The 24,701-nt window shown below is 58.9% G+C and carries 17 protein-coding genes and 1 pseudogene; 12 read left to right on the top strand and 6 right to left on the bottom strand.

Annotation, left to right across the window (positions count from 1 at the left end; translation table 11 throughout):
• Nucleotides 1-14 precede the first annotated feature (14 nt).
• The 5 genes from folD (at nucleotide 15) to ACXAH0_RS09775 (ending at nucleotide 9,936) form a co-directional block, all read left to right on the top strand.
• The gene (gene folD, locus ACXAH0_RS09795) at nucleotides 15-926 is read left to right on the top strand and encodes a bifunctional methylenetetrahydrofolate dehydrogenase/methenyltetrahydrofolate cyclohydrolase FolD (protein WP_475184089.1); all 912 of its coding nucleotides are present in this window, start codon (nucleotides 15-17) and stop codon (nucleotides 924-926) included.
• Nucleotides 927-1,205: 279 nt separating this feature from the next.
• Complete coding sequence (locus ACXAH0_RS09790; RefSeq protein ID WP_475190720.1) at nucleotides 1,206-3,191, top strand: autotransporter assembly complex protein TamA; 1,986 nt, start codon at nucleotides 1,206-1,208, stop codon at nucleotides 3,189-3,191.
• A 184-nt stretch (nucleotides 3,192-3,375) separates the two neighbouring features.
• Nucleotides 3,376-7,716, top strand: a complete 4,341-nt coding sequence (locus ACXAH0_RS09785; protein WP_475190719.1) for a translocation/assembly module TamB domain-containing protein — start codon at nucleotides 3,376-3,378, stop codon at nucleotides 7,714-7,716.
• Between the two features lie 124 nt (nucleotides 7,717-7,840).
• Nucleotides 7,841-8,287 carry a helix-turn-helix domain-containing protein gene (locus tag ACXAH0_RS09780; RefSeq protein WP_475184093.1) on the top strand — a complete coding sequence of 149 codons (447 nt, stop codon included), beginning with the start codon at nucleotides 7,841-7,843 and terminating at the stop codon, nucleotides 8,285-8,287.
• Between the two features lie 191 nt (nucleotides 8,288-8,478).
• Nucleotides 8,479-9,936 carry an NAD-dependent succinate-semialdehyde dehydrogenase gene (locus tag ACXAH0_RS09775; RefSeq protein ID WP_475190717.1) on the top strand — a complete coding sequence of 486 codons (1,458 nt, stop codon included), beginning with the start codon at nucleotides 8,479-8,481 and terminating at the stop codon, nucleotides 9,934-9,936.
• A 127-nt stretch (nucleotides 9,937-10,063) separates the two neighbouring features.
• Here ACXAH0_RS09775 and ACXAH0_RS09770 read toward each other — a convergent pair whose 3' ends face one another.
• The gene (locus tag ACXAH0_RS09770; protein WP_475190716.1) at nucleotides 10,064-12,838 is read right to left on the bottom strand and encodes an EAL domain-containing protein; all 2,775 of its coding nucleotides are present in this window, start codon (nucleotides 12,836-12,838) and stop codon (nucleotides 10,064-10,066) included.
• A gap of 59 nt (nucleotides 12,839-12,897) precedes the next feature.
• On the opposite strand from ACXAH0_RS09770, the gene ACXAH0_RS09765 reads away from it, so the two are divergent.
• Nucleotides 12,898-13,128, top strand: a complete 231-nt coding sequence (locus ACXAH0_RS09765) for a hypothetical protein (protein WP_475190985.1) — start codon at nucleotides 12,898-12,900, stop codon at nucleotides 13,126-13,128.
• Between the two features lie 282 nt (nucleotides 13,129-13,410).
• Here ACXAH0_RS09765 and ACXAH0_RS09760 read toward each other — a convergent pair.
• Both ACXAH0_RS09760 and ACXAH0_RS09755 read right to left on the bottom strand, forming a co-directional pair.
• Nucleotides 13,411-13,701: pseudogene (locus tag ACXAH0_RS09760) on the bottom strand (FecR domain-containing protein); the annotation flags it as partial.
• A 385-nt stretch (nucleotides 13,702-14,086) separates the two neighbouring features.
• Complete coding sequence (locus tag ACXAH0_RS09755) at nucleotides 14,087-14,809, bottom strand: glycerophosphodiester phosphodiesterase (RefSeq protein WP_475184101.1); 723 nt, start codon at nucleotides 14,807-14,809, stop codon at nucleotides 14,087-14,089.
• Nucleotides 14,810-15,207: 398 nt separating this feature from the next.
• Here ACXAH0_RS09755 and ACXAH0_RS09750 point away from each other — a divergent pair, with 398 nt between their 5' ends.
• From ACXAH0_RS09750 to ACXAH0_RS09725, 6 genes are all read left to right on the top strand, one after another.
• Entirely contained in the window at nucleotides 15,208-15,789 is a 582-nt protein-coding gene (locus ACXAH0_RS09750) for a YceI family protein (RefSeq protein ID WP_475184103.1), read from the top strand.
• A 53-nt stretch (nucleotides 15,790-15,842) separates the two neighbouring features.
• The gene (locus tag ACXAH0_RS09745; protein ID WP_475190713.1) at nucleotides 15,843-16,427 is read left to right on the top strand and encodes a cytochrome b; all 585 of its coding nucleotides are present in this window, start codon (nucleotides 15,843-15,845) and stop codon (nucleotides 16,425-16,427) included.
• A 24-nt stretch (nucleotides 16,428-16,451) separates the two neighbouring features.
• Nucleotides 16,452-17,009, top strand: coding sequence for a YceI family protein (locus ACXAH0_RS09740; RefSeq protein ID WP_475190709.1), 558 nt, complete (start codon nucleotides 16,452-16,454; stop codon nucleotides 17,007-17,009).
• Between the two features lie 416 nt (nucleotides 17,010-17,425).
• Nucleotides 17,426-19,063 (top strand): fumarate hydratase, encoded by a 1,638-nt coding sequence (locus ACXAH0_RS09735; protein WP_475190706.1) that lies wholly within the window; start codon nucleotides 17,426-17,428, stop codon nucleotides 19,061-19,063.
• Between the two features lie 158 nt (nucleotides 19,064-19,221).
• Nucleotides 19,222-20,877 (top strand): DUF1963 domain-containing protein, encoded by a 1,656-nt coding sequence (locus tag ACXAH0_RS09730; protein WP_475184112.1) that lies wholly within the window; start codon nucleotides 19,222-19,224, stop codon nucleotides 20,875-20,877.
• Between the two features lie 320 nt (nucleotides 20,878-21,197).
• The gene (locus tag ACXAH0_RS09725; RefSeq protein ID WP_475190703.1) at nucleotides 21,198-21,791 is read left to right on the top strand and encodes a L,D-transpeptidase; all 594 of its coding nucleotides are present in this window, start codon (nucleotides 21,198-21,200) and stop codon (nucleotides 21,789-21,791) included.
• Nucleotides 21,792-21,856: 65 nt separating this feature from the next.
• On the opposite strand, the gene ACXAH0_RS09720 is transcribed toward ACXAH0_RS09725, so the two are convergent.
• The 3 genes from ACXAH0_RS09720 to ACXAH0_RS09710 all read right to left on the bottom strand — a co-directional run bounded on the left by ACXAH0_RS09720 (nucleotide 21,857) and on the right by ACXAH0_RS09710 (nucleotide 24,657).
• Nucleotides 21,857-22,582, bottom strand: coding sequence for a DNA helicase (locus tag ACXAH0_RS09720; RefSeq protein ID WP_475184117.1), 726 nt, complete (start codon nucleotides 22,580-22,582; stop codon nucleotides 21,857-21,859).
• 205 nt (nucleotides 22,583-22,787) lie between these two features.
• Nucleotides 22,788-23,156: a gamma-butyrobetaine hydroxylase family protein gene (locus tag ACXAH0_RS09715; RefSeq protein WP_475184119.1), complete on the bottom strand. Its 369-nt coding sequence runs from the start codon at nucleotides 23,154-23,156 to the stop codon at nucleotides 22,788-22,790.
• 61 nt (nucleotides 23,157-23,217) lie between these two features.
• Entirely contained in the window at nucleotides 23,218-24,657 is a 1,440-nt protein-coding gene (locus ACXAH0_RS09710; protein ID WP_475190699.1) for a cryptochrome/photolyase family protein, read from the bottom strand.
• Between the last annotated feature and the right edge of the window lie 44 nt (nucleotides 24,658-24,701).

Raw genomic sequence — 24,701 nt, 5'->3', positions numbered from 1 at the left:
GACAGGAAGGCCGCATGTCTCAGGCTCAACTCATCGATGGCAAGGCGATTGCTGAATCGGTTCGCGAAGAAATCACCCGCCGCGCTGCCAAGCTTCTGGAAACCAGCGGACAGCGTCCCGGACTCGCGGTTGTGCTTGTGGGGGAAGACCCGGCCAGCCAAGTCTATGTGCGCAACAAGGACCGGGCGGCAGAAGCCTGCGGCTTCCATTCCGTCAAACACACGCTTGCCGAAACGGTGAGCGAAGACGAAGTGCTCGGCCTCGTCCGGCAGCTCAACGATGATCCCGATATTCATGGCATTCTCGTCCAACTGCCCCTGCCCGCGCACATTGACGAAAGCAAGGTCCTGCGCCTGATCCGCCCGGAGAAGGATGTGGACGGCTTTCACCCGGTCAATGTAGGACTTCTAACCGCCGGTGAACGGGACAGCGCTTTGGTGCCGTGCACACCGGCCGGCAGTCTGGTCCTGTTGAAACGCACTCTGGGAGACACGCTCTCTGGCAAGAGTGCTGTGGTTGTCGGCCGCTCCAACATTGTCGGCAAACCCATGGCCAGCCTGCTGCTGCAGGAAAGCTGCACGGTCACCATTGCCCACAGCCGTACCAGAGACCTGCCGGATGTGGTGCGGGCAGCCGACATTGTCGTGGCAGCCGTCGGGCGCCCGGAAATGGTCAAGGGAGACTGGATCAAACCGGGGGCAACCGTTATTGACGTTGGAATCAACCGTGTTCCGGCTCCGGAACGGGGCGACGGCAAAACCCGTCTGGTGGGTGATGTCGCCTTTGAAGAAGCCGCCGGACATGCGGGGGCCATCACGCCGGTTCCAGGCGGCGTCGGCCCGATGACCATTGCGATGCTTATGGTCAACACCCTGACCGCTGCCCGCCGGCTCATGGGCCTTCCTGAAGAAGAGCCGCTTTTTTAAATCTGTTTCCGTTTCAAAATCGGGGCTCGCGATTTTTACTGTGGGCCCCGTGTCAAAAATACTTCACCAACAGAGAAGTCTTCTCCTAAGTTGTTCTGATAAATCCATTGATGGGCTTCGGCTCTTGAAACCGGCAGGGCAGCATGGTCTACCCTTGTTCAGCAAACATTAATGACGAAGTTCTACGTTCAATTGTGTAGGGACTGCGTAAACACAATTGAGACAGCTTATTCGACAGCCTGGCCTTTGTGGGCCGGCTCAACCGTCAGGCGGCAGTAAGTGAAGGGTCTACCGTCTTCGGGTTCCGGCGATGCCTGGAACACGGTTCGAACTGCTTTTGGCCGGTTGGTTGCCTGCAAGGTGACCGCCCTTTTTGTGTTTCCAAACCGGCTGGTGCCAGGCACTTGCGTCGCCCTTGCGCTTTGCCTGCCAGTCTCGCCTGCCAATGCCTTTGACCTTTTTGGCTGGACCCCGTTCGGCGGTGCAAAGGAAGAGGAAACGGAGGCGGTGCCTGATCCGATCTCCTATGAGACCGAGTTGTCGGTAACCGATGGCCATGAAGAGCTGACAGCAGGCCTGAAATCCGCCTCCCTTTTGCTTCAGCAGCAGAAAAAGCGCCCCTCCGGAGAACCGGGCCTGATAGCCCGGGCGCTTTCGGACCGGGAACGCCTGATCGCCAAGCTCTATGCGGATGGCCGCTACGGGGGCACGGTTTCCATCACATTGGCCGGTATCCCTCTCGAGACAGCACTGGAACAGGACAACCTGCCGGACACCCGTCCGGTCAAAGTTGCCATTCTGGTCGATCCCGGCCCCACGTTCATTTTCGGTAACGTTGCGGTCTCTGCGACAGGCAGCGAACTGTCGACCGATCCGTCCTTCTGGGGGCTTGTTCCCGGCGAAACTGCCGGATCAGGCAAGATTCTCACAGCAGAAAGCAAAATCGTGTCCGTGCTTCGCGGCCGCGGCTATCCCAAGGCTTCAATCGCCGAACGGCGGATCACGGCCGATCACAGCCGGAACACACTGGATGTAACCCTTGTGGCGGATGCAGGCCCGCGCGCCCAGTTCGGCGCTGTTTCGGTCAGCGGCACAGAGGTCACAGACCCGGATTTTGTCAGGCAGCAGGCCATGCTGCCGCAAGGCGGCACCTATTCACCTGCAGACATTGCAAGGGCGCGCAAACGGCTGAACGACCTTGGCATCTTTTCGTCGATCCGATTCGTGGAAGGCGACATTGCCGGTCCGGACGGCGTCATGCCAATCACCATCGAAGTCAGCGAGCGCAAACGCCATGTCATCGGTGCGGGAGCGTCCTGGTCCAGCACCGAAGGCTTTGGTGTGGAAGCCTATTGGCGGCGACGGAACCTCTTTGGCCGAGGTGAACTTCTGTCTGTTGAAGGCTCCATCGGCCGGATCGGTACGGAAAGCTTTGAGAACCAGGAATATTCGGCCCGGATCGCGTTTGAAAAGCCAGGTGTTTTTGGACCCCTGACCAGTTTTTCCACCAGCCTTGAGGCCCGCCAGGAAAACCCGGATGCTTACAAGAGCAAGACGCTCACCTATGATGCGCGCCTCAACCGGGACTTCTCGGACACGCTGAAAGGCAGCGCCGGGGCCGAACTGTTTTATGCAGATGAAGAAGATGCCTTCGGGGATGACCGGTATCTTCTGGTGGGTCTCCCCGCGGATCTCTTGTTCGACAACCGGGACGACAAGCTCAACCCTTCCAAGGGCGTTTTTGCCGCCCTGTTTGCAGAGCCTGCCTATGACACGCTCAATTCCAACGCGATGGGCTTCGTAAAGGGCACGGTGTCCAGCTACTACGCGCTTGATAAGTCCAAACGCTTTATTCTTGCAGCCAAGATCACCGCCGGGTCGATCTTCGCGCCCTCCATCGAAGCGGTTCCCGCCAGCCGCCGGTTCATTGCCGGTGGCGGCGGTTCCATCCGGGGCTACGCCTACCGCAATGTCGGGCCGAGGATTGGCGATGACGTTGTCGGCGGCCGTTCCCTCATCGAACTGTCGGGGGAAGTGCGCGTGCGCATCACCGAGACCATTGGCTTGGTCGGCTTCGTCGATGCTGGCAATGCCTATGAAGACAGTTTCCCCGATTTTTCAGAAGAGCTGAAAGTGGGCGTTGGGGCTGGACTGCGCTATTTCACTCCCATAGGCCCCTTACGCATTGATGCTGCAATACCGCTGGAACCGGAGAAAGACGACCCTGATTTTGCGCTCTATGTGGGATTGAGCCAGGCATTTTAGGCGTTTTGCCGCGCTGCGGGCCACACGCCCGCGCCCCGGCAACTGGACGGAACGTTTCCAATTTCTTATCAGCTATTGTCTCAAGGCCCCGGCAAGGCCAAATGCTTGTGAAAAAGTCAGCCGTCCGGCACTTTGGGGTTGCAGAACGGCTGGAGACCGGCAGAGCTGGAACCAAATGCGTTTGATGAAACTGACCTTACGGATTTTTGGCGCTCTGGTGGCCCTTTTGGCCGCCTTGCCCGTCGTGCTGATTGCCTGTTTACACGTTCAGCCGGGCCGGGACTTCGTCTCCTCGCTCGTCAGTTCTCTGGCCTCCAGTGACACTCAAACCATCACGGTTGAAGGCCTCTATGTCAGTTTCGGCCTGAATGCCCAAATCGACGCAGTCCGGATCACGGACACCAAAGGCCCCTGGTTTGACGCTGAAACGCTTAAACTGTCCTGGCATCCGCTGCAGCTGTTGGCCGGTCATCTTGAGATCACCGGCGTTTCAGCCCGGCGGATAGACCTGAACCGACGACCGGCCCCGAACGCAGCTTCGGATGCACCCGGTTCCGAAACGGCCACACCCACTGAAAGCGGATTTTCCGTCCCCGTCGATATCACCGTGCGCGGCTTGAAGCTTGAGGAGGTCAATCTCGGCGCGGCGTTGATCGGAGAGCCGGTGTCTCTGACCGCCTCGGGGGACGGATCCTTTGCGCCTGACCCGGCGCTGCTGCGCGCCTATCTTGACGTCCGCAGAGTGGATGGGGTGGCAGCAGAGCTAACCGCAAGGGCCGAATTTGAACCAGCCGCCGAAACCTTGACCTTTCAGGTGGCCTTGAGCGAGCCCCGGGGCGGCCTGGCGGCCCGCCTTCTGGACGTCCCCAATCTTCCGGCCTTGTCCGTGGATCTCGAAGGCCAGGGCCCTCTGAGCGACTGGGGAGCAAACCTTGCCGTCGCCCTTGACGGCCACCGGACCGTGACAGGCTCTGCCAAGCTTCAAGACACCGGCGGCGGCAGCAACCTCACCTTTGATCTGGACGGCGACCTTGCGCCGCTGGTGCCTCCGCAGGCCCGGGCATTTGTACTCGGCTCCACCAAGGCCTCCGGCGCCGCGCGGTTCAGCCTGGTGTTCGAACCGCTTTCGGCCAAACTCTCCCTCAAAACGCAGACGGTGTCCCTTGAAGGCTCCGGCGCGCTGACAAATGGAGAGATCAGCGCCAAAGGGACCCTTTCGGTCACCGGCGGGGATGCCCAGCTGATTGCGCTTGACCTGGGCGACAAACGGGTTGCCCTTGGGCCGCTCAGCGCGGATGTCTCGGTGTCAGGCGCGCTGTCTCAAGCAAGCTGGACAACCCGCCTGACGCTCGCCTCCCTCCAAGCCGATGAGGCAAAGATAGAAGGCCTCTCCCTGAACCTCTCAGGCAAGGACGCCAATCTAACCCCCGACGCCCTGTCTTCACCCTTTGACCTTGATCTGACCGTGTCAGACCTTCAGGGATTGATTCCTGCGACAGAGCCCCTCACCGGCCCGCTGTCGCTAAAAGGGGCCGGGACACTCGACGGCAAGGCCCAGACCCTGGAAGTCTCTGATCTTGCCCTCGCCTCTTCTGCAGCTTCCCTCTCGCTGAGCGACACGCTTGCCTCCCCCAACAAGGTCTCAGGCCAGGGCCGGCTGTCCGTGCCTGACCTAAAGGTCTTTTCGAACCTGGCCGGACGGGATCTGGGCGGAGCCGTCTCGACGTCCTTTTCCGTGGATCTTGATCCGCAGTCCCTTGCCGGGTCCACAACGGTTGCGCTGGTTGCCGACGCTCTGAAAACCGGTCTTCCTCAGGCCGACGGGCTTTTGTCGCAGAACACACGCCTCGATGCGGTTCTGGACCTGAAAGGGACCAGCGACATCACCCTGAAGAGCCTGGCCCTCAAGAACGACGCGCTCACCCTGTCTGGCACCGCCCGCTATCAATCCGGCGCTTTGACCTCCAGCCTGACGGCGGCACTTGAGGATCTGGCCCGCATCGATCCGCAACTGGACGGGACGCTGGACCTGACTGCAAAGACCGCAGGACCGGTCGGAGCGCTGCAGGTTGAGGCCAAGGCCACCTCAAAGCAGATCCTGCTTGCCGGAACCCCGCTCGATGGGCTTGAGTTTTCGGTCAAGGCCATATCGAATCCGGCTGCTCCAAGCGCCACTGTGACCACGACAGCGCGCCTCAATGGCCAGCCGATTTCCGTTGACGTCGACCTGAAAAGCCAGAACGGCGGCGCGGATATTGACCCTTTGTCAGTGAAACTGGCCGGGAATACCGTTCAGGGCGCCCTCAAGGTAGGCCGTCTAGACAATGCTCTGGAAACCCTCGCCGGAACTTTGAAAATCGACGCACCGGATCTGGCCTCCCTGTCACCACTGCTGCTGACAGAGATTGACGGCCAGTTGCAAGGCTCCGTCTTTGCCGATCCGGATGCGAAGAAACTCGTGATTGACCTGTCGGGCGGCGGCATCGCCGTGCCGTCTGTCAAGATCGGCAGCCTGACGCTGAAAGCCGATATCACAGCTCCCTATACGCCGCAGACCGTGTCCGCAAATATCGCCCTGTCCAGCCTTGTGACCGACGCTACGCCGGTTCATGAAGTCAAACTGCTTGCCACGCCCGAGCGCAACGGCACCTCGTTTACGGCGGATGTCCGGGTCGACCCAGACAACCAGGACGGCCTGTCTCTTGCCGCCTTCGTGACCCAGCCCTCGGCTAGCGCCTATCGGGTGGACCTGTCCAAGCTTTCCATGACCTATCTCGGCCTCGCAAGCCAGCTGAAAGCACCGGCCACCCTGTCCTATGCGGACGGGACCGCGGTCCTAACGCCGCTGGATCTGCAACTTGGCGGCGGATCTTTGGCCGTCTCAGGATCGGCCGGATACACGCTTGACCTCACCGCGAAACTCACGGACGTTCCGCTTGATCTGGCCAACGCCTTTGTTCCATCGCTCGGGCTCGGCGGCGCCCTGTCGGGCACAGTCTCGGCCACTGGCAGTGCTGCCGCACCGCAGGCACAATGGACGATCTCGGGCGCGGGCCTCACCGCAAGTGAGTTGAAGAAAAACGGCCTTGCCGCGCTCAGCCTGAAGAGTTCCGGGTCTTTGAAGGACAACACGATTACCCAGGACACGGTGATCAGCACTCAAAACGGGCTGAAGCTGACGGCGGTGGGCACAGTGGGACTGGCCCAGCCCAATATGCTTGCGGTCACTTTGAACGGGACCGTTCCCGTTGCGACCCTGCGCCGTCCACTGCTCGAGGCAGGCCTGCACGGCGACGGCGTAGTCTCCTTGTCCGGAAAGGTGAGCGGTTCGGCCACTGCACCAGTCTATCAGATCACCGCAACGCCTACCGGACTGCAAGTCACGAGCCTGTCCACCGGGCTGACACTGAAAAACATTCAGGGCACTGCGTCCGTCACCCAGGATCAGGCGTCCCTCAACGGGATCTCCGGAGATCTTGCCACCGGCGGCTCCCTTGCAGCCAGCGGCACAGTTGGCATGAAAGACGGCTTTCCCGCGGATCTCAGTCTGAAGCTCAACAATGGCCGCTATGTGGACCCTGGCCTCGTCACAGCGGACGTCACGGCGGATATCAAGATCACCGGGCCACTCGCCTCGCCCTCAAACTCCGCTCTTATTGGTGGCACTGTCACCATCAACAAGGCCGATGTCTCCATCCCCGAATATCTGCCCGGCGCCATCCCGCCGGTCGATGTTCAGCATGTGAATGCGTCGGCTGCTGTGCGTCAACAGGTGGCGGATCTCGGGGGCGAGCCCAAGCAAAGTCAGGCCCAGCAAAAATCGGTGCCGCCGCGCCTCGACATTCTTCTGTCAGCGCCAGGGCGGATTTTCATCCGCGGGCGTGGTCTCGACACCGAGCTGCAAGGTAGTCTGAAAGTCGCCGGAACAACAGCCGATCCGCAGGCAATCGGCGCTTTTTCGCTGAAACGCGGCCAGCTTGATATTCTGAACAGACGTCTGGTCTTCTCCCGGGGCAGTGCGACCTTTGACGGCTCGCTGACCCCGCTGATTGACTTTGTCGCAACCACATCGGTCAACAGCACGACCATCACGGTCACTGTGAGCGGCGAGGCAGATGATCCCCAGATCGCCTTCAGTTCCTCTCCGGAGCTCCCCCAGGACGAAGTTCTGGCCCTGTTGCTGTTCGGCAAAAGCGTCGGCAACCTCTCCGCCACCCAGGTCGCCAGTCTGGCTGCGGCGATCTCGACGCTGACCGGTGGCAGCGACAGCGGGCCGCTGGCCTCGATCCGCAAGTCCCTTGGTCTTGATGCCATCGACATCAATACGGACGGCGAAGACGGCCCATCCGTTGCGGTCGGGAAATACATCAATGACAATATCTATCTTGGTGTCGAACAGGGCACCGGGTCCAACTCCAGCAGGGTCAAGGTGGATATTGACCTGGACCGGGGCCTGAAAGTGCGCGGCGAAGTGGGCGCCGACGGCTCCTCAAAGGCGGGGATTTTCTTCGAAAGAGAATACTGACAAAGCGGGTATCTTGTTAGTTTTAGCAGGTTTTTGCCGCAAACCCGCCACCGGACCCTCATAATGCGACAAATTCCCGTGCAGCTGTTGCGCCTCAAAGGGCGAACATGCAAGGGTGCGCGCCATGACCAATCCTTACAACAGCAATCTTCCGGCCCGGCCGGTCGGAACCATTCAACTGGTGGCGGATTCCGAAGAAGCCGGCGGGAGTTCAGTCATGTCCACACGCAGCAGCGACTACACGTTGGGAGAACGCATCTGCAAGGCCAGAGACGCCTCCGGATTGTCAACCGCACAGCTGGCGCGGCGCCTTGGCATCAAAACCTCAACCCTGCACAGCTGGGAAAGTGACCGGTCCGAACCCCGCTCCAACAAACTTGTTCTTTTGGCCGGCATCTTGAATGTGAGCCCGACCTGGCTGCTGGTGGGCCGGGGCACGCCCCCCATTTCCGATGAACCTGCAACTGCTGATCTCGACAGTATGAAAGTTGCGCTGGACCGTCTTCAACGCCAGGCCCAGAACCTTGCCGATGACATTGCTGCGCTGCAAGACCGCCTGAACAGCGCCTGATCTTCTTCAGATCAGCTTTCTTTCCATGGGGCCCTGGCGAAGTTCTCTCCAGCTCAGCCCTTCCAGGTGACGGCAACAGGCCATTTATCTCAAAGACCTTGCCAGCGCCCCTGCCCGCACACTATGTCAGGGGAACTTAACAGGGACACGCCTTCCCACTGCTTCCTTTGCGACATTTCACGGAGTTTTCTATGACTTTGAACGCTGCGCTTCTCAAGCAACAGGTCTATATCAACGGCGCCTGGGGTGACGCTGACAGCGGCCAGACGATTGCCGTTGCCAATCCGGCGACCAGCGAAAGCATCGGCAGCATTCCCTATTGCGGACGCCCGGAGACCGCACGGGCAATCGCTGCGGCCGAGGCAGCCCTGCCCGCCTGGAAAGCGCTGACTGCGGAAGCGCGCGCCATCTACCTGCACAAATTATGCGATGCACTGATGGCGGATCTGGACGATCTCGCCGCGATCCTCACCACTGAAATGGGCAAACCGCTTGCCGAAGCCAAGGGCGAGATCACGCTTGGTGTGAAGTACATCCGGTTCTTTGCCGAAGAAGGCAAACGGATCTATGGCGACACGATCCCCTCCCCCTGGGCCGACCGGCGCCTGTTGGTCACCAAGGAACCGGTTGGCGTCGCGGCCTCGATCACTCCGTGGAACTTTCCGAATTCCATGATTGCCCGCAAACTGGGCGCTGCCCTGGCCGCCGGCTGCACCATGGTGATGAAACCGGCCGAATTCACGCCCTATTCCGCTTTGATCTACGGTGTCATGGCCGACAGGATCGGCCTGCCAGCCGGGGTGCTCAATATTGTCACCGGGGACGCCCCCGCAATTGGCGAGGAAATGTGCGAGAACCCCGCCGTGCGCAAGATCACCTTTACCGGCTCCACCCGGGTCGGCAAGCTGCTGGCGTCCAATGCCGGCAAGAACATGAAGAAGGTCTCCATGGAACTTGGCGGCAACGCCCCCTTCATCGTGTTTGACGACGCGGATCTAGACCGGGCGGTGGAAGGGGCGATTGCCAGCAAGTTCCGCAATTCCGGCCAGACCTGCGTCTGCGCCAACCGGCTTTATGTCCAGTCCGGCGTCTATGAGGCCTTTGCTGCGAAGCTGAAGCAAGCCATGGCGGACCAGCTCAAAGTCGGCAACGGGCTTGAGGCCGGGGTTACCCAGGGACCGCTGATCAATGATGCCGCCGCCGACAAGGTCGCCGAACATGTCGAGGATGCCCTGCGCAAAGGCGGGACCCTTGAGGCTGGAGGCAAGAAACCGGACGGCCCCGGATCGTTCTATGAGCCGACGCTGATCACCGGCGCCACCTCCGACATGAAGGTCGCCCGTGAGGAAACCTTTGGGCCTCTGGCTGCTCTCTTCCGCTTTGAGACGGAAGAAGAGGCAATTCAGGTCGCCAATGACACGGAATATGGCCTGGCCTGCTATTTTTACTCCCAGAATCTCGGTCGCTGCTTCCGGGTCATGGAAGCGCTGCAATATGGTCTTGTCGGCGTCAACGAAGGTGTCATAACCACGGAAGTCGCCCCCTTTGGCGGCTTCAAGGAAAGCGGCATCGGCAATGAGGGCTCCAAATATGGGCTCGATGACTATCTGAACATCAAATACAGCTGCCTCGGCGGCTTGGGGCTTTAAGCTCAGGTCACAGGATGTCACACATGGCGCAATTCCGGCGGCCACTCTCCGAAGCCTCTGATGCGGGGTCGCATTACACGACCCAAGAGGCATTTAAGGATTGTGGCCGCCGGAATTGCGCCATGTATCAGGCGGCCTGCACAAGCTGGGCCGCCATATCGGCCGCCCCTGTCGGGCGGCCAAAATAATAGCCCTGGCCGCAGCGGCAGCCGAGTTCATGAAGACGGAGAGCCTGTTCCGCCGTTTCCACGCCTTCCACCAGCACTGTCATTCCGTAGCCTTGCGCGAGCAGAAGCACCGCTTCGATCACCGCAGTGTCCTCCTCCCGCTCCAGGGTGTCCCGGACAAAGGACTTGTCCAGTTTGATCTTGGAGAACGGATAGTCGGTGATATAGGCCAGCGAAGAGTAGCCCGTCCCGAAATCATCCAGCGAAAAACGGCATCCCAGCGCCTGAAGCTCTTCCATCTTCCGTTTCAAATCCGGGCTCTCATCCACGAACAGGGTCTCGGTAACTTCGAGATCAAGCCGGTTGGCCGCAAACCCCGAGCGCTCGAGGGCTTCCGCCACGGTTTCCAGCAGATTGCCCCGGAAGAATTGGAGCGGTGACACGTTTACCGAAAGCCGGAGCGCCCCCGGCAAGGACTGGACTTCCTTCATACCCCGGTTCAGCGCCCAGGATCCCAGCTCGACGATGTAGCCTGTCTCTTCGGCAATCGGAATGAATTCAGCTGGTGACACCGGCCCGAAGGACCGGCTGTCCCAGCGCAGCAATGCCTCAACCCCGAAGATGGACCCGTCGATCAGATTGACGAGTGGCTGATAGTCGAGCCGCAACTCATCGCGGACAATCGCCTTGAACAGCTCCCCTTCCAGGCTCCGGCGCCGCTGGAGAGCTGTATCCATCTCATTTTGAAAGCACACTACCTGGTTCTGGCTGTCCCGGCGCGCCAGCGACAGGGCGTTGCCAGCACGTTTCAAGATACTGTCCGGAGCCATATCGCCGTCGGCAATCACATAGCCGATATTGAGACGCGCGGAGACATGGGCACCGTCAATGACATGATCACCGCCAATTGTCTTTTGAATGTCCTCCACAAGCTGCAAGACGCTGTCCTGATCAGCTGCCAGCAGCCGAACACCGGCAAAGACATCAGCGGTGACAGCTGCCCAGCTGATGTCCTCAGCCAACTGGGTTTTCAGACGGGCGGCGATGGATTGCCGCAACCGGTCCCCATATGAAAATCCAAGCGTTGCGACGATCTGGTCCAGATTCGAAATCGCAAACTGAAGCAGCAGAACCCTGTTTGCGGAAACACAGGCGGACTTTGTCCGCTCAGCCAGATCACTCTCAAAGCCGCTACGGTTCAAAAGCCCGGTAATCGGATCAAACCGGGCAAGATAGTCCAGACGGGCGGCCGATTCCCGTTCATCCGTCACATCCCGGCAAGTCACGCATGCCAGGGCCGTCTTTTTCGTCTTGCCAGACCGCCCGTTTGGCGCGATTGTCTTTTCGGTTTTTGTAACAACATATTCGATCAGCCGGCGCCTTGCGCCCTCCTGGGTCAGCACCAGCAGTTGCGGCACCGGAATGCAGTCTTTCACAGCTCCCAGAACAGCCAGCGCCTCTTCCACCAGGGCATTGGGCAAAACGGCCTGAGCGCGGCAGCCTGCGAGTTTTTCATTGTCGAAAAGTTGCCGCGCAGTGCGGTTGGCTGCGGTGATCAGGCAGTCCCTGTCCAGAACAAGAATGGCATCGAAGCTGTCGTCAAAGACCTGACCGAGCATACGCTCGCTGTTGCGCTGGTTGATATTGGCCACCTGAGCCAGAAGTTTGTGGAAGCCAAGTTCGCGCAGGACAATCACGCCAGCAACCAGAAACAGGAGGATATAGGCGCTTGCAGCCGGCACCAGAATGGGCTCAGTGCTCTGCACGCTAATGGCAGCTGCCTCGATCGCAAAAGCTGCGAGACCCAGAATCACAAGCTTGATGGACCAGCCGTCAATCTTGGTCATGAACAAAAGCCCACAGATCAAGGCTGCAACGAGCAGCGCCACGCCTTCGCCCTTGGGCTCCAGAGCCCGCTTCTGCAAAAGCGTCTCGGCCCCCAGTGCCTGAATGAGCGCCCCGGGCAAGATGCCGTGAACGGGCACTGGAAAAAGATCACGCAATTCAAGCGCACTCGCACCAATAATGATCTTTTTGCCATCAAACAAAGACGGATCGGAGGTGCCGTCGAGGACGTCCACCAGGGAAATGCGCGCGATTTGGTCAATCGAAATGCTGTAATCGAGAAAAAAGCTGCCGTTCACGCCGCCTGTATGCTCTCCGATCAGGCTGGCGACGGACAGTTCCGTCGTGCCGTTGATCTCATGGCCATAAAGGTTGCGCCAGATCCGGCTGTCCGCCTCCATAGGCACCATCACAACAACCGGCCAGGCATGCTCGATAAACTGTTCATGGGGCATGTTGAGAACAGTCCCCTCCGCGCCAGCCCCTGACGCGGCCTGGGTGAAGACCGCCAGGCTGGCATTGCCGGCCTTTTTCAGGGCTTGCGCCAGAAGCATGTCGTCCAAAGCATTGGATTCTGCGCTGAAGTCGATGTCAAAGACCATGTCCTGAGCACCGCCCGCAATCAGCTGGTCGATCAGTCGCGCATAGATCCTGCGGGGGAGCGGCCAATGACCAATTTCAGCCAGGCTGCTGGCATCAATGTCGACAAAAACGATGTCCCCGGAGACCGGCCGCTGGTCGAGGGCAAAACGGGTCTCCCATAACAGCCTGTCAAGGGCCGCCGTCACACCGAAAACGCGCAAGCCCGCAACTGAGACAAGAACCACCAAAGCAACCAGAGCGGCATTGAGCAAACGCCCACCGATATTGTCCCGCCAAATCAGCACCATCCGCCCCCGCTCAGGTGTCCTAACGTCCAGCGCGGCGCGCGCAATTCGCCGGTTTCGTCATGTCGGCTCTAGCGGTTTCCATTGCCATTGCCGTTGCCGTTGCCATTGCCACCGCCATTGCCATTGCCATTGCCACCGCCATTGCCATTGCCATTGCCGCCGCCGTTGCCGCCGTCATTGCCATTGCCGCCGCCGTTGCCACCACCGTTGCCGTTGCCACCACCATTGCCGTCCCCGTTGTTGCCCTTTTCACTCCCTTTGCCTACGCCACCAGCGTCGGAGGTTCCTGAACTGCCAGCAGCGTCAGATCTGGAAAAGAGGGCCTCAAACCAGCCACGTTTTTCTTTGATGGCAGGTTCGACACGGTTCGCATGTCTGGCTTTTTTCGACTGGCCAGGAGGGCTCGGCGCGCTGACCTTCGGTTTCCTTGGGCGCCCTTGGCGCACCGATGGCTTCGTCCGGCCGCCGACATCAAGCCCACGGCCGCCACTGGAAGCACTTGACGCATTCTGGCCGGCTCCAAGATCCGCGCGGTCCCCGGAGGCGAAGTCCTCGACCCCGACCACCCCCCGTTGCACAGACACCCGGGCCCGGCGGCTATCGACGGAAACATCAAATTTGGTTCCCTTCACCACCGCAGCCAGAAACGGGGTTTCGACATAAAAATGCGGGCGGTTCCGTTTGGCGACGTCGACAGTTACTTTGCCCTTACGTTGCAAAAGGGTTGTCTTTCCCCGGTTGCTGAACCGTTTGGACAGAGCAACCGTTGTTTCAGGACCAACCGTAATGGTTTCCGTTCCCCGGGCGATCAGCGCCCGGGCTCGGGACCTGGTCGCCAGTGTGAAGCCCTTTTGAAAGACCATTCCCTTCCTGGCCCGGAATGCCTCCAAGCCAGGCGCAACGAAATAAACAGGGCCGGAAACCCGCTTCACGACCCATTCAGTGGCGGCAGCGCTCTGAAAGGCCCCAGCGACCATCGAGACTATTAAAAAAAAGGGCAGCAAAAATTCGTATTTTGTACCGGCTGCACCAGTAAAAGGAATTTGCACCCGAGTTCAGAACCCGACATCTCTGGCGATAATTGCTATTTTTTACAGTCATACATCCAAATTCCGCAGGTGCAACCAATTCATAGCCATCTTCAGCTATTTAACCTTTCGTGAATTCAGATGTTTATCTGAGATATTTCGATGATACGGTTACGCAAATGTGAATACGAAGATTAAAACTTCTTCGGTGTCACCAGCCTTAAGCAGCCGGAGACAGAAGACTGCGTTCAATGTCGCGGAAGAGATCCACGTGATCGATATTCATCTGTTCCACCCCGCAACGAACGGCCTTTTCAAACACCGCCCGGTCCTCCCCGCCATAAAACATCTGGGTGATCAGGTTGGCTGCCTTGGCTTCCTCGACAAGTTGCTGTTCCAGAGTATCCGCATCAAACTCCAGGATATGCGCATCCTGGGCGACAGCCCGCTCCACCGACCCGACATGGGCAAACAGAACCATGCGCCTGAGATCGGGAACCTTGGCCCGCGCTTCAGCCCGAATGGCCTGATCAAAGGAAAAGGTCCAGGCATCGTTCAACATGCCGCGAACCGCCAGCATGTCTCGAATTTCGGCCGGGTCTCCTTCCTTGATCTCCACATAGGTTCCGATCCGCGCTTTGCAGGCATCCAAAAACGCGCCGAGACGGGGAATACACTCTCCCTTGTAGTCCGGCCCGAACCAGCTGCCCGCATCAAGCATGTCCACATCGGCGGACACCATGTCGGCAATATGCCCGGTTCCGTTCGACGTGCGGTCCAAGGTGGCGTCGTGCAGCACATACAAAACACCATCTTTGGAGGGACGCACATCCAGCTCCACCACTTCCGCACCCTGCTCGATCGCCTTTTCCAGGGAAGCGAACGTATTTTCCGGCGCCTTGAGGCTTGCTCCCCGATGACACACTATGACCGCGTGGTTCACGTTAAATACTCCTGTGTCTCCAAACAGATTGTCTGGAGCGAAAGGGCTTCCATCATGCCCCCTGTGAGGGAAGTTGAATAAAGTGGTGCCTGAAATTCTTGATGGAATGATGACAGTTTTTCTTGTTTAGCGTATTCAACCACTTAGGCAAAGAAGTCATACAGGATCTGTGATCAAAAACGCACAGTTTGCACCTCATGCGACGCATTTGATTCCGATGCTCAGTCCGGTTGGCAGATGGTTTTTCGGGTTGGCTGCGCTGGCCCCGATTCTTTTCCGGGTATTGTTCAGTCATGCCGAACGGTCAGTTAAATTGCGCAACCGGATTTCTGGCCTATCTTCCCCTCTGCAGCGTTCATGAGCGAACGCTCTTTCAAAATATGATATGAGGTTTGATCATGATCCGTCTCGCCGCTTCCGCACTGGCCCTTACGCTCCTGGCAGGTCCTGCCCTCGCAGACCCGGTTTCCTACGCGTTCGACAAGTCCCACTCCAACCTGGCTTTCTCTTATAACCACCTTGGCTATTCCACCACAGACGGCCGTTTTGCCGACTGGGATGGCAAACTGATGATCGACCAGGACAATCCGGCCGATTCGACCATTGAATTCACCATCAAGATCGACAGCCTCGACACGTTCTGGCCGGACCGCGACACGCACCTGAAGAGCGCGGATTTCTTCGACGCTGCCAAATTTCCGACGGCAACCTTCAAAAGCACGAAGGTTGAACAGACCGGCGAGAAACAGCTTGCTGTGACCGGTGACCTGACGATCAAAGGCATCACCAAGCCGGCCACCCTGACCGTGGACGTGCTGAACCTGGGTGAACATCCGATGAAAAAGAAACCGGCCGCCGGTTTTGCCGTCTCCACCGTGATCAAACGCTCCGATTACGGAATGGACAAATTTGTGCCTTATGTCGGCGACGAGATCAGCATTTCCTTCGACGCGGAAGCGCTGAAAGCTGACGCAGAATAAGAAAATATTCGGAGGCCGGAACATCCGGCCTCCTTCTTTTCAGGGAGGCGGCCATGCTGCGCAACACCTCTTCAGGCTATGGACGCATTGCAATTGCCTTTCATTGGACAATGGCCGCGCTGATCTTCGCCATGCTGGCCCTCGGGCTTTACATGACATCGCTACCTCTGACCGATCCGGCAACCTTTCCGCTGTTTCAGCTGCATAAGTCCATCGGTTTCGTGGTTTTAGCGCTTGCGGTTCTGCGGCTTTTGTGGCGCCTGGTGAACCCGGCGCCGAAACTGCCAGACGGCATGCATCCTCTAGAGAAGCTGGCCGCACATCTTGGCCATGCCGGTCTCTATGCGTTCTTGTTTGCCTTGCCGCTCACTGGCTGGATGGTCGCATCCGCCTCTCCCTATGGCATTCCGACTTTCATCTTCAACATCGTGCCGGTGCCGCATCTTCCCGTGCCCGGCGTCCTCGGCTCCAAGGCCGAAGCGGAAACGGTGTTCAAGATCCTGCATGAATATGGCGCCTATCTATTGATGGCGCTGATCGCCGCCCACTTGGCCGCCGCGCTGAAACACCATTTCATCGCCCGGGACGACACGTTGAAGCGGATGATCTCCACGGGCCCCGCCCGTTCCAGCTCCTAATGTGCTCAATCAGGAAATGTTCACATGCATCTGAAAAAGCTGTCTTATGCCTTTGTCGCGGTGTCTGCGATTACGGCATCCGCCCCGGTCTTTGCCGACACCTGGACCGTGGATCCGGCCCAGAGCTCGCTTGGATTTGAAGTCCAGCAGGCCGGTCAGCCGCTCAAAGGCACCTTCACATCCTGGACCGCAAACATCGATTTCGATACGGACAATCCGGGTGCCTCCAAGATCTCGGCCGAGATCGAACCGGCCAGCGCCTCGACGGGCAATCCGCAATTCGACAGCACCCTGCCCGCTCCGGACTGGTTTGATGCATCCGGATTTCCGAAGGCAGAATTCACGGCGGACAGCGTTTCGCATGTGGACGGCAACGTCTACAAGGCCGACGGCACGCTGACAATCAAGGGCATTTCCCAGCCGGTCACGCTGGACTTTACTCTCGACATCACCGGCGACACAGCCCAGGCCAAGGGAACAGCCTCACTCAACCGCCTGGACTACAAACTGGGCTCCAGTGTCGGCAAGGACACGGTTGGCGATGCGGTGACCGTCACCCTGGACCTGACGGCTACCCGCTGAGCGCACTCAGCGCTCTTCACCCTTGTCACCCTGATCTGAAGTTCGTCTCATTTTCCAGCGCGTTCAGCACGAACTTCAAATTCATGAGGGTGACTAGCAAGTCTATGTTTCGATTTTGGTTTTCGGAATTGAAATACGCTACGGCGCGCGCTGCACATTTGAGGCGGATTTCAGTTCCAACACACCAGGACCAAGCAGCGTTTCATTGGATTTGTCTGTCTCTGCCTGAATTCAGAGATGTGAACACAAAGGCCAAAGCCGTTCAAATCGGGATGAACGCGGCACGCCCCAACCAAAGTGAGAAGGCTGCGGGACTTGGCGTCTGCAGCCTTTTTGCCGTATGAGAACATCACACAACGCTCCAGCGAGACCGGTGGCCGCAGCACCGGTGCCAGCCAGACCAGGAAAGACGTCTCATGAACGCTCCCGTCACCACGCCCGACTATCAGCACAGCGCGCTGTTTCCGCAGGGCGAAGACAAGACCCCCTACCGCAAGCTGACTCAGGAGTTTGTCTCCACCGCTACCTTCAACGGAGAAGAGGTGCTGGTGGTCGAACCGGAAGGACTGCGTCTTCTGGCAGAAGAAGCGTTCAAGGACATCAACCATTTCCTGCGCCCGGGCCATCTGGAACAGCTCAAACGCATTCTCGACGATCCAGACGCAACTGAAAACGACAAGTTTGTCGCGTTCGACCTTCTGAAGAACGCCAATATCGCCTCTCATGGCGTGCTACCCATGTGCCAGGACACCGGCACCGCGATCATCATGGGCAAAAAGGGTCGACGGGTCTGGACCAGCGGCACCGATGAAGCCGCCCTCGGCGAGGGCGCACGCGATGCCTATTTCAAGAAAAACCTGCGCTATTCCCAACTCGCGCCCCTTTCCATGTTCGAGGAAAAGAACACCCGCAATAACATGCCCGCCCAGATCGAGCTCTATGCGGAAGGGGAAGATGCATACAAGTTCCTGTTCATGGCCAAGGGCGGCGGATCTGCCAACAAGACCTTCCTGTACCAGGGTACCCCGTCCCTTCTGACCCACGACCGGATGGTTGAGTTCCTCAAAGAAAAGATCCTGACTCTCGGAACCGCCGCCTGCCCGCCCTATCATTTGGCCATCGTCATTGGCGGCACCTCGGCGGAACTGAACCTGAAAACCGCCAAGCTGGCCTCCGCCCGCTATCTGGATGGCCTGCCGACAGAAGGTTCGGAACTGGGCCACGCCTTCCGCGACACCCAGATGGAAGAAGAGATCCACAAACTGACCCAGGCAACCGGCGTCGGCGCCCAGTTTGGGGGCAAGTATTTCTGCCACGATGTGCGTGTCATCCGCCTGCCCCGCCATGGCGCCTCCCTGCCGATCGGTCTTGCGGTCTCCTGTTCCGCTGACCGCCAGGCTGTTGGCAAGATCACCAGGGACGGCATCTTTCTGGAACAGCTGGAAATGCAGCCGGAAAAATATCTTCCGGAAGTGACCGACGAGACCCTGTCTGACAATGTAGTCAAGATCGACCTGACACGGCCAATGCCTGAGATCCTGGCCGAGCTGACCAAGCATCCGATCAAGACACGCCTGTCGCTGAGCGGCCCCTTGATTGTCGCCCGGGATTTGGCCCATTCGAAACTGCGCGACCGCCTGGAAAGCGGCGAGCCGCTGCCGGAGTATTTCAAGAACCATCCGATCTATTATGCCGGACCGGCGAAGACCCCGGATGGCATGCCGTCCGGCTCCTTCGGCCCGACCACCGCGGGGCGCATGGACGCATATGTAGACCAGTTCCAGGCCGCTGGCGGCTCCATGGTGATGCTGGCAAAGGGCAACCGCTCGGCCCAGGTGCGCCGCGCCTGTCAGGCCCATGGCGGGTTTTACCTGGGATCCATTGGTGGCCCGGCCGCCCGTCTCGCCCAGGACTGCATCAAGAAGGTGGAGGTGGTCGAGTTTGAAGAACTCGGCATGGAAGCCATCTGGAAAATCGAGGTTGAAGATTTTCCGGCCTTCATCGTGGTTGATGACAAGGGCAACGACTTCTTCAAGGAATTGAACCTCGGCTAGACGCCCCGCCTGAGAAACTTATTCCTCAAGAGATCTTGGAAAAGGCGGCTTTTGCCGTCTTTTTTGCATTTACTTTCAACATGAGGATCCTCCTTAACCGGTTTTTTAGCTGAAAAAGGCAAGAAGGTTGGACGCAAAAGCAAACGCAAGACGTCTTGATGGTCAAATTCGCTGCCTACATTCTGGTTCTGGTCATTGTTGCTATCGTCAGCCGCAGGCTGGATCAGTCCGGGCTCTATATCACCACACTGCTGGCCATTCTCTTCAGCGTTGCCGGAATGCTGCTCTTTCCCGCAGTCCAGCCGCTGGCGGAATCGGTGGTGGGCGGCGTCCGCTCCAGAGCCCGCTACGGACCGGAGAAAGAACCCGAGGAAGTCAATCCGGAGCGCATCCAGGACATCTTGACCCGGGAGCCAGCCAAATTCGCAGTTGCCACAGCCAGTCCCGTCATTGCCCCCGCCGAGCCGGTTGTTCCCGCGTTTCAGACGCCCCCGGACGAGGCCATGGGCGAAGGCTTTGAGGAACTGATAAAACAGTTTTCCCGCAATGCGGTCTATGCATTCCGGGCGTATCCGCCACACCGGGAGAGCCACGGCCGCAGCAAGATCGGCGGATGCCCGGACTTGCCCAAAGGCGTCGCATGGCCGACGGCCCCCGGACATCTGGATCAGGTCAAGGAAGGCCTGCCCTTGCACTTTCTGGCGCAGCTGGATCTGAGCGAACTTGCCTGGCGCCCAAAGGGATTTCCGGAAACCGGCAGGCTACTGTTTTTTGGCCGCTTCGATGAGATGCTGGACTGGGCAGCCAGTGAGGTGGACCCGGACAATGACATGCGTGTGATTTTTGATCCGGACTGTTCAGGCGTTCCCACCACGCCACCAAAAAATCTGCCCCCCCTCGGCAGCGGCAAATATCAGTTTGATCTGCTCTTCGGCCTGCCGGGCGACGAAAAGAGCCGGACCTTCCCGGAATGGCCGCTCAAATTCGCTGAAGTCGAAACCATGCCCGAAGGCGAGGACCTGCCATTCCAAGCCCCTGAAGGCTATAACATCTCGCTGAAAGAGCACCTGACCGCGCAATTGCAAGGCGTTCTCGGGGTCTGGTCCGTAAAGGACACAAAGGCTTGCGGGTTCCAGATGTTTGAAGAGCTGACCGGGGGCGACGGCGATGAGAGCCCGGCCCTGGCGCTGCGGCCATTTGCGGACACCGGTTTCCCGTTCGCGCCCAGGGGCATTTCCCTGGTCTGCCGGATCTTGCGCAACCGGCACGCGGAAAAGCTGCAGGAGACCATGTTCGACACCTGTTTCGAGGACTGGCAGCTGCAGGCCGACGCGGCAGGTGAGACCGCGCTCGACGCCAATATGGCCAATGCCTTTGTCGAGGACATGAACGACTTTTTGATGAAGTCCGCCGACAAGCGCTACGGTCCCTATCTGAAAGCCGATCTGGAACGCGCGCTCTACCGGCTCGTCACTGAGGCCGGTTCCAGCCCGGCGCTGGCCGCCAAGCTGCCCGACTGGCTCTATCTGGCCGCTTCCGACCGTCACCCGGTGCTGCTGCGGGACGCGGACGGGCTCAAGATGCCGCAGATGCCGGATGCCCGGGCAGCCCTTTGTTATCACCAGCTCTTCGGGCACCTGGCCTCCCGGGAGGCCAGCCTGCCATTGGATGGGCCGGATCTGCTGCTGTTCCAGCTTTTCAGTGATCTGGGTGCGGAATTCACCATTGGAGATGGAGGCGAGTTTGATTTTGCAATCGCCGGACCCGATGTGTCGAATCGTGACTTCAGCAAAGTGAAAGCCATCTGCTGCTGACCATCCTTCACCCGCCGCCTTTGCACGCCAAGTGATTCTCCCTGGTGTCTCTATGCGGATAAAATCCGTCCGCTTTCCCTCCAAAAACGAAACAAATGCAGCAACTTGAAAGCGCACTCCGTTACGGAACACGCCTCAAGGGAAATTCCGTTGCAATTTCGGCACAATTGATCAATGTCCTGTCTGCTCACATCAACGTGAGATTCCTTTCGCCTGTGTTTTGGGCCATCATCGTTAACAGTGCGGCAAGGAGAATTTCCTAACGTAACCTTCGAAATCGAGCGTGCCTTGAAATGGGCAGGCGCTGAAGGGGGACCTAAATGAAGTCATTATTTTATGCAGTCATTGCAGTGCTCGCGGGAAGTTTCCTGTTGCCTGCAGAAGCTACGGCCCGCGCCGGCTATTTCGATCACAACACCAATACCTGGGTGACGCCCAAATACCATCCGGGCGGCAAGTCGCCGGTGCGGCGCAAGAAGGTCAGTTACGACGGTCCGTATTCTCCGGGCACCATTGTCATCGACACGTCAGAGCGGCGCCTTTACCACGTGCTTCCGGGCGGCAAGGCCATGAAATATGGCGTCGGCGTCGGCAAACAGGGCTTCCAGTGGGCCGGAACCCACCGCGTGACACGCAAGGCAGAATGGCCGAGCTGGACACCACCGGCGCAGATGCGGGCCCGCGAGCGCAAGAAAGGCCGCATTCTGCCGACCTATATGCCCGGCGGACCGAACAACCCGATGGGGGCCCGCGCGCTTTACATCGGTTCGACCCTCTACCGCATTCACGGCACAACGGAGCCGTGGACCATCGGCTCCGAAGTCTCGTCCGGCTGCATCCGCCTTGCCAATGAAGACATCATTCACCTCTATAAGAATGTGAATGTGGGTGCTAAGATCATCGTGAAGCGTTGATCTGAGCAATTTCGATGTTCAAAGAAAAGCCGGGCAAGCTGCCCGGCTTTTTTCATGCTTTCTGCTCATTGGGACCATAGGCCCATCTCGCCGTCATGCAGAAAACAGCCCTTGGAAAAATGAGATAAGTCCACAGGGTTGGGCAGGCGCAGGTCTGAGAAATCCGGCAACGGCTTGTTGCCGGGATCAAAGGACCGGTGCACCTGGGACAGAAACACAAACCTCACGCCTTTGTCCTGGGCAAACCGCTTCAACTGCGCGATCTGCACCCCAAGCTCCGGCTCGGTTCTGCGCTGGTCAAGAAGCTGCAAATAGTCGATGACCGCCAGCGTTCCCGGGGCGCAGCCAGACAGTCCTCTTTCGATCTGATCTGCACACAGGGTGTCTGACAAATCAATTTCCAGGCCGGTGTGGCCCTTGGTTTCCGTCTCAGCGGCGTCAGCAAGACGCTGCTCAAGCTCATTCATTGAAATTTCGGCTGAAAAGAAGGCGGCCTGCCAGCCGGACCGGACGGCTTCGACAAGCAACTGAACGCCAAAGAGGGTTTTCCCGTGACCCGGCCTGGCCGCAAGGATCAGCAATTCGCCGTTTTTCAGCCGGTGAAGAACATTTGCTTCAGGTGTCACCTGACTGGCCCGCAGCTTCTTGTGATGGGCGGCGAGCAGCCCCCAGCTTGAAAACCCTTCCCCGGCCGCAATCCGGTCGAGTGCGGCACTTAGAGCAATATTGTCCCGCCGGGCCATGAGCCGGGCAGCACGTTTCAAACGGAAAATGGGAACGGACAGTTTCATGCGCAGTCTCCAGAAAGCCACCTGCGTCTGTCGCATTCCCTCCTTCTGCACACGCACGGGGCCTGAAGTGGTGCCAATCCATAGGCCCTGCAGGTCAACTGCTGCTCCGGATGGAGGGGGACGGCGCGGGCCACGCCGGGACACGCCGTATAGCTGATTCTGCCCATAGCACACCAGATGGGACCATGTGGCGCATAGCTGGCGTCTAGCGGTCCCGGCTCAAACCCTTGGCCGCAAGCTCTTGAAGATAGACGTCCCAATGCTTTTCCGGCTCCAGCGCCAGTTCCAAAAGGTAGCGCCAGGAAAAAATCCCGGAATTGTGCATGTCGTCAAAATGAATGCGCACGGCATAATTGCCGACCGGCTCCATCTTCATGATCTCCACCTGCCGTTTGCCCGGCACGGTCTGTTTCTGGGAGGGGGCATGGCCCTTGACTTCCGCAGATGGGGAACAGACCCGCAAATATTCGGCAGACAGGTCATGGCGGCCACCATCATCAAACGCCACCGTCAGCGTTTTTTTATCCGCCGACACCCGCAATTCGGTTGGCCAGGGCGCGCTTGTCTCAGTCATCACATCCATTTCCGGTCTTGATCAGGTTGCGGGCGGGACGATAGCGGCCGCCCTCTTCCCGTCAAGCCGCCTGTTCCCGTCCGGCGGCCTTGACCGCTTCATACCCCTCCAGCGCCGCCTGGCGGGCTGCTGCGTGATCCACAATCGGCTGAGGATAGTGCACACCCAAGATCACCCCCGCGGCCTTGAGCACAGCGGGCGGGGCCTCAAAGGGGGCGAAAAGATAGGTTTTGTCGAGGTCTTTCAGTTCCGGCACCCAGCGTTTGACATAGGTGCCGTCCGGATCAAATTTCTGTCCCTGGCTAATGGGATTGAACACCCGGAAATACGGGGCGGCATCCGCCCCTGAGCCGGCCACCCATTGCCAGCTTGCGGAATTGTTCGCAAGGTCTGCATCCAGCAGCGTATCCCGGAACCAGGCTTCGCCATGATGCCAGTGCAGCCGGAGATGTTTGACCAGAAAGCTGGCAACGATCATGCGCACACGGTTGTGCATATACCCGGTCTGCCATAGCTCCCGCATGCCCGCATCGACGATCGGATACCCGGTTTCGCCCTTTTGCCAGCGTTCCAGGTCGGTTGCGCTGTCGCGCCAGGGATAGACATCAAAGGCCGGGCGCCAGTTCGCCTCAGGCAGCTTCGGAAAATGATAAAGGAGATGATAGGAAAATTCGCGCCAGGCGATCTCCGACAGAAACTTCAGCCCGTCTTTACGGCAAGCCTCGTTGGCCTCAATCGCATCCCAAGTCCTCTTCCATATCTGGCGCGGTGACAGCTCCCCAAAGTGAAGATGAGGCGAAAGCCGCGAGACATTGGGCAGATCCGGACGGTTTCTAAGGTCCCCGTATCCTATCAGCCCGGCTGTGAGAAACCCCTGCAACCGCTTCAAGGCGCCGTCTTCACCCGGCTGCCAGAGCCTGTCCCATCCCTTGGCCCAATCCGGTTTCTCCGGCAAAAGGCCAAGAACATCCAGTTCTTCGCCATGCGCGCAGTCCAAACACGTCAAGGTCTGGGGAGCAGGCAAAGGCGCTGCAATTTCCCTTTGTTGTGCCGTCTTCCAGAACGGGGAATAGACCTTGAAGGAGCCGCCCGTCTTATTGGTGAGTTCCCAGGGCTCAAACAGCAAGGACGCCTTGAAGCTGGTCACCTCAAAGCCGTCCGCCTTCAGGAGGGTCTTGATCTCCGTGTCCCGCTCAATCGCATTCGGCTCATAGCAGCGGTTCCAGTGCACCGCGCGCACGCCTGCGTCCCGTGCGATCTGCGGGATGAGGTGCCTTGCATCCCCGCGGCAAATGATCAGACCCGGCAGGGTCTTTTGAAGGGACTTCAGACTGAAATGCAGCCACCACTTGCTGGCCCCGCCCAGCGGATGGGTTTCTCCGCTGTGGGCCGGATCTTCCAGCACGAAGACGGGCAGGACCGGACCTTTCCTTGCGGCTTCAAAAAGCGCTGGATTGTCTGCTATTCTGAGGTCCTGGCGGAACCAGACAAGTGTCGTCATGATGCCTCAACGTTTTTGACTGTTCCAGATACGCTCCGGCCAGG

The sequence above is a fragment of the Roseibium sp. AWQ4_290 genome (assembly GCF_056160985.1).
This window is presented reverse-complemented; position numbering and strand designations above follow the sequence as displayed.

Coding starts and splice junctions, on each gene's coding strand:
- folD (WP_475184089.1), top strand. CDS start 15: ATGTCTCAGGCTCAACTCATCGATGGCAAGGCGATTGCTGAATCGGTT.
- ACXAH0_RS09785 (WP_475190719.1), top strand. CDS start 3,376: ATGAAACTGACCTTACGGATTTTTGGCGCTCTGGTGGCCCTTTTGGCC.
- ACXAH0_RS09780 (WP_475184093.1), top strand. CDS start 7,841: ATGACCAATCCTTACAACAGCAATCTTCCGGCCCGGCCGGTCGGAACC.
- ACXAH0_RS09775 (WP_475190717.1), top strand. CDS start 8,479: ATGACTTTGAACGCTGCGCTTCTCAAGCAACAGGTCTATATCAACGGC.
- ACXAH0_RS09770 (WP_475190716.1), bottom strand. CDS start 12,838: ATGGTGCTGATTTGGCGGGACAATATCGGTGGGCGTTTGCTCAATGCC.
- ACXAH0_RS09765 (WP_475190985.1), top strand. CDS start 12,898: ATGTCGGCTCTAGCGGTTTCCATTGCCATTGCCGTTGCCGTTGCCATT.
- ACXAH0_RS09750 (WP_475184103.1), top strand. CDS start 15,208: ATGATCCGTCTCGCCGCTTCCGCACTGGCCCTTACGCTCCTGGCAGGT.
- ACXAH0_RS09745 (WP_475190713.1), top strand. CDS start 15,843: ATGCTGCGCAACACCTCTTCAGGCTATGGACGCATTGCAATTGCCTTT.
- ACXAH0_RS09740 (WP_475190709.1), top strand. CDS start 16,452: ATGCATCTGAAAAAGCTGTCTTATGCCTTTGTCGCGGTGTCTGCGATT.
- ACXAH0_RS09735 (WP_475190706.1), top strand. CDS start 17,426: ATGAACGCTCCCGTCACCACGCCCGACTATCAGCACAGCGCGCTGTTT.
- ACXAH0_RS09730 (WP_475184112.1), top strand. CDS start 19,222: ATGGTCAAATTCGCTGCCTACATTCTGGTTCTGGTCATTGTTGCTATC.
- ACXAH0_RS09725 (WP_475190703.1), top strand. CDS start 21,198: ATGAAGTCATTATTTTATGCAGTCATTGCAGTGCTCGCGGGAAGTTTC.
- ACXAH0_RS09720 (WP_475184117.1), bottom strand. CDS start 22,582: ATGAAACTGTCCGTTCCCATTTTCCGTTTGAAACGTGCTGCCCGGCTC.
- ACXAH0_RS09715 (WP_475184119.1), bottom strand. CDS start 23,156: ATGACTGAGACAAGCGCGCCCTGGCCAACCGAATTGCGGGTGTCGGCG.
- ACXAH0_RS09710 (WP_475190699.1), bottom strand. CDS start 24,657: ATGACGACACTTGTCTGGTTCCGCCAGGACCTCAGAATAGCAGACAAT.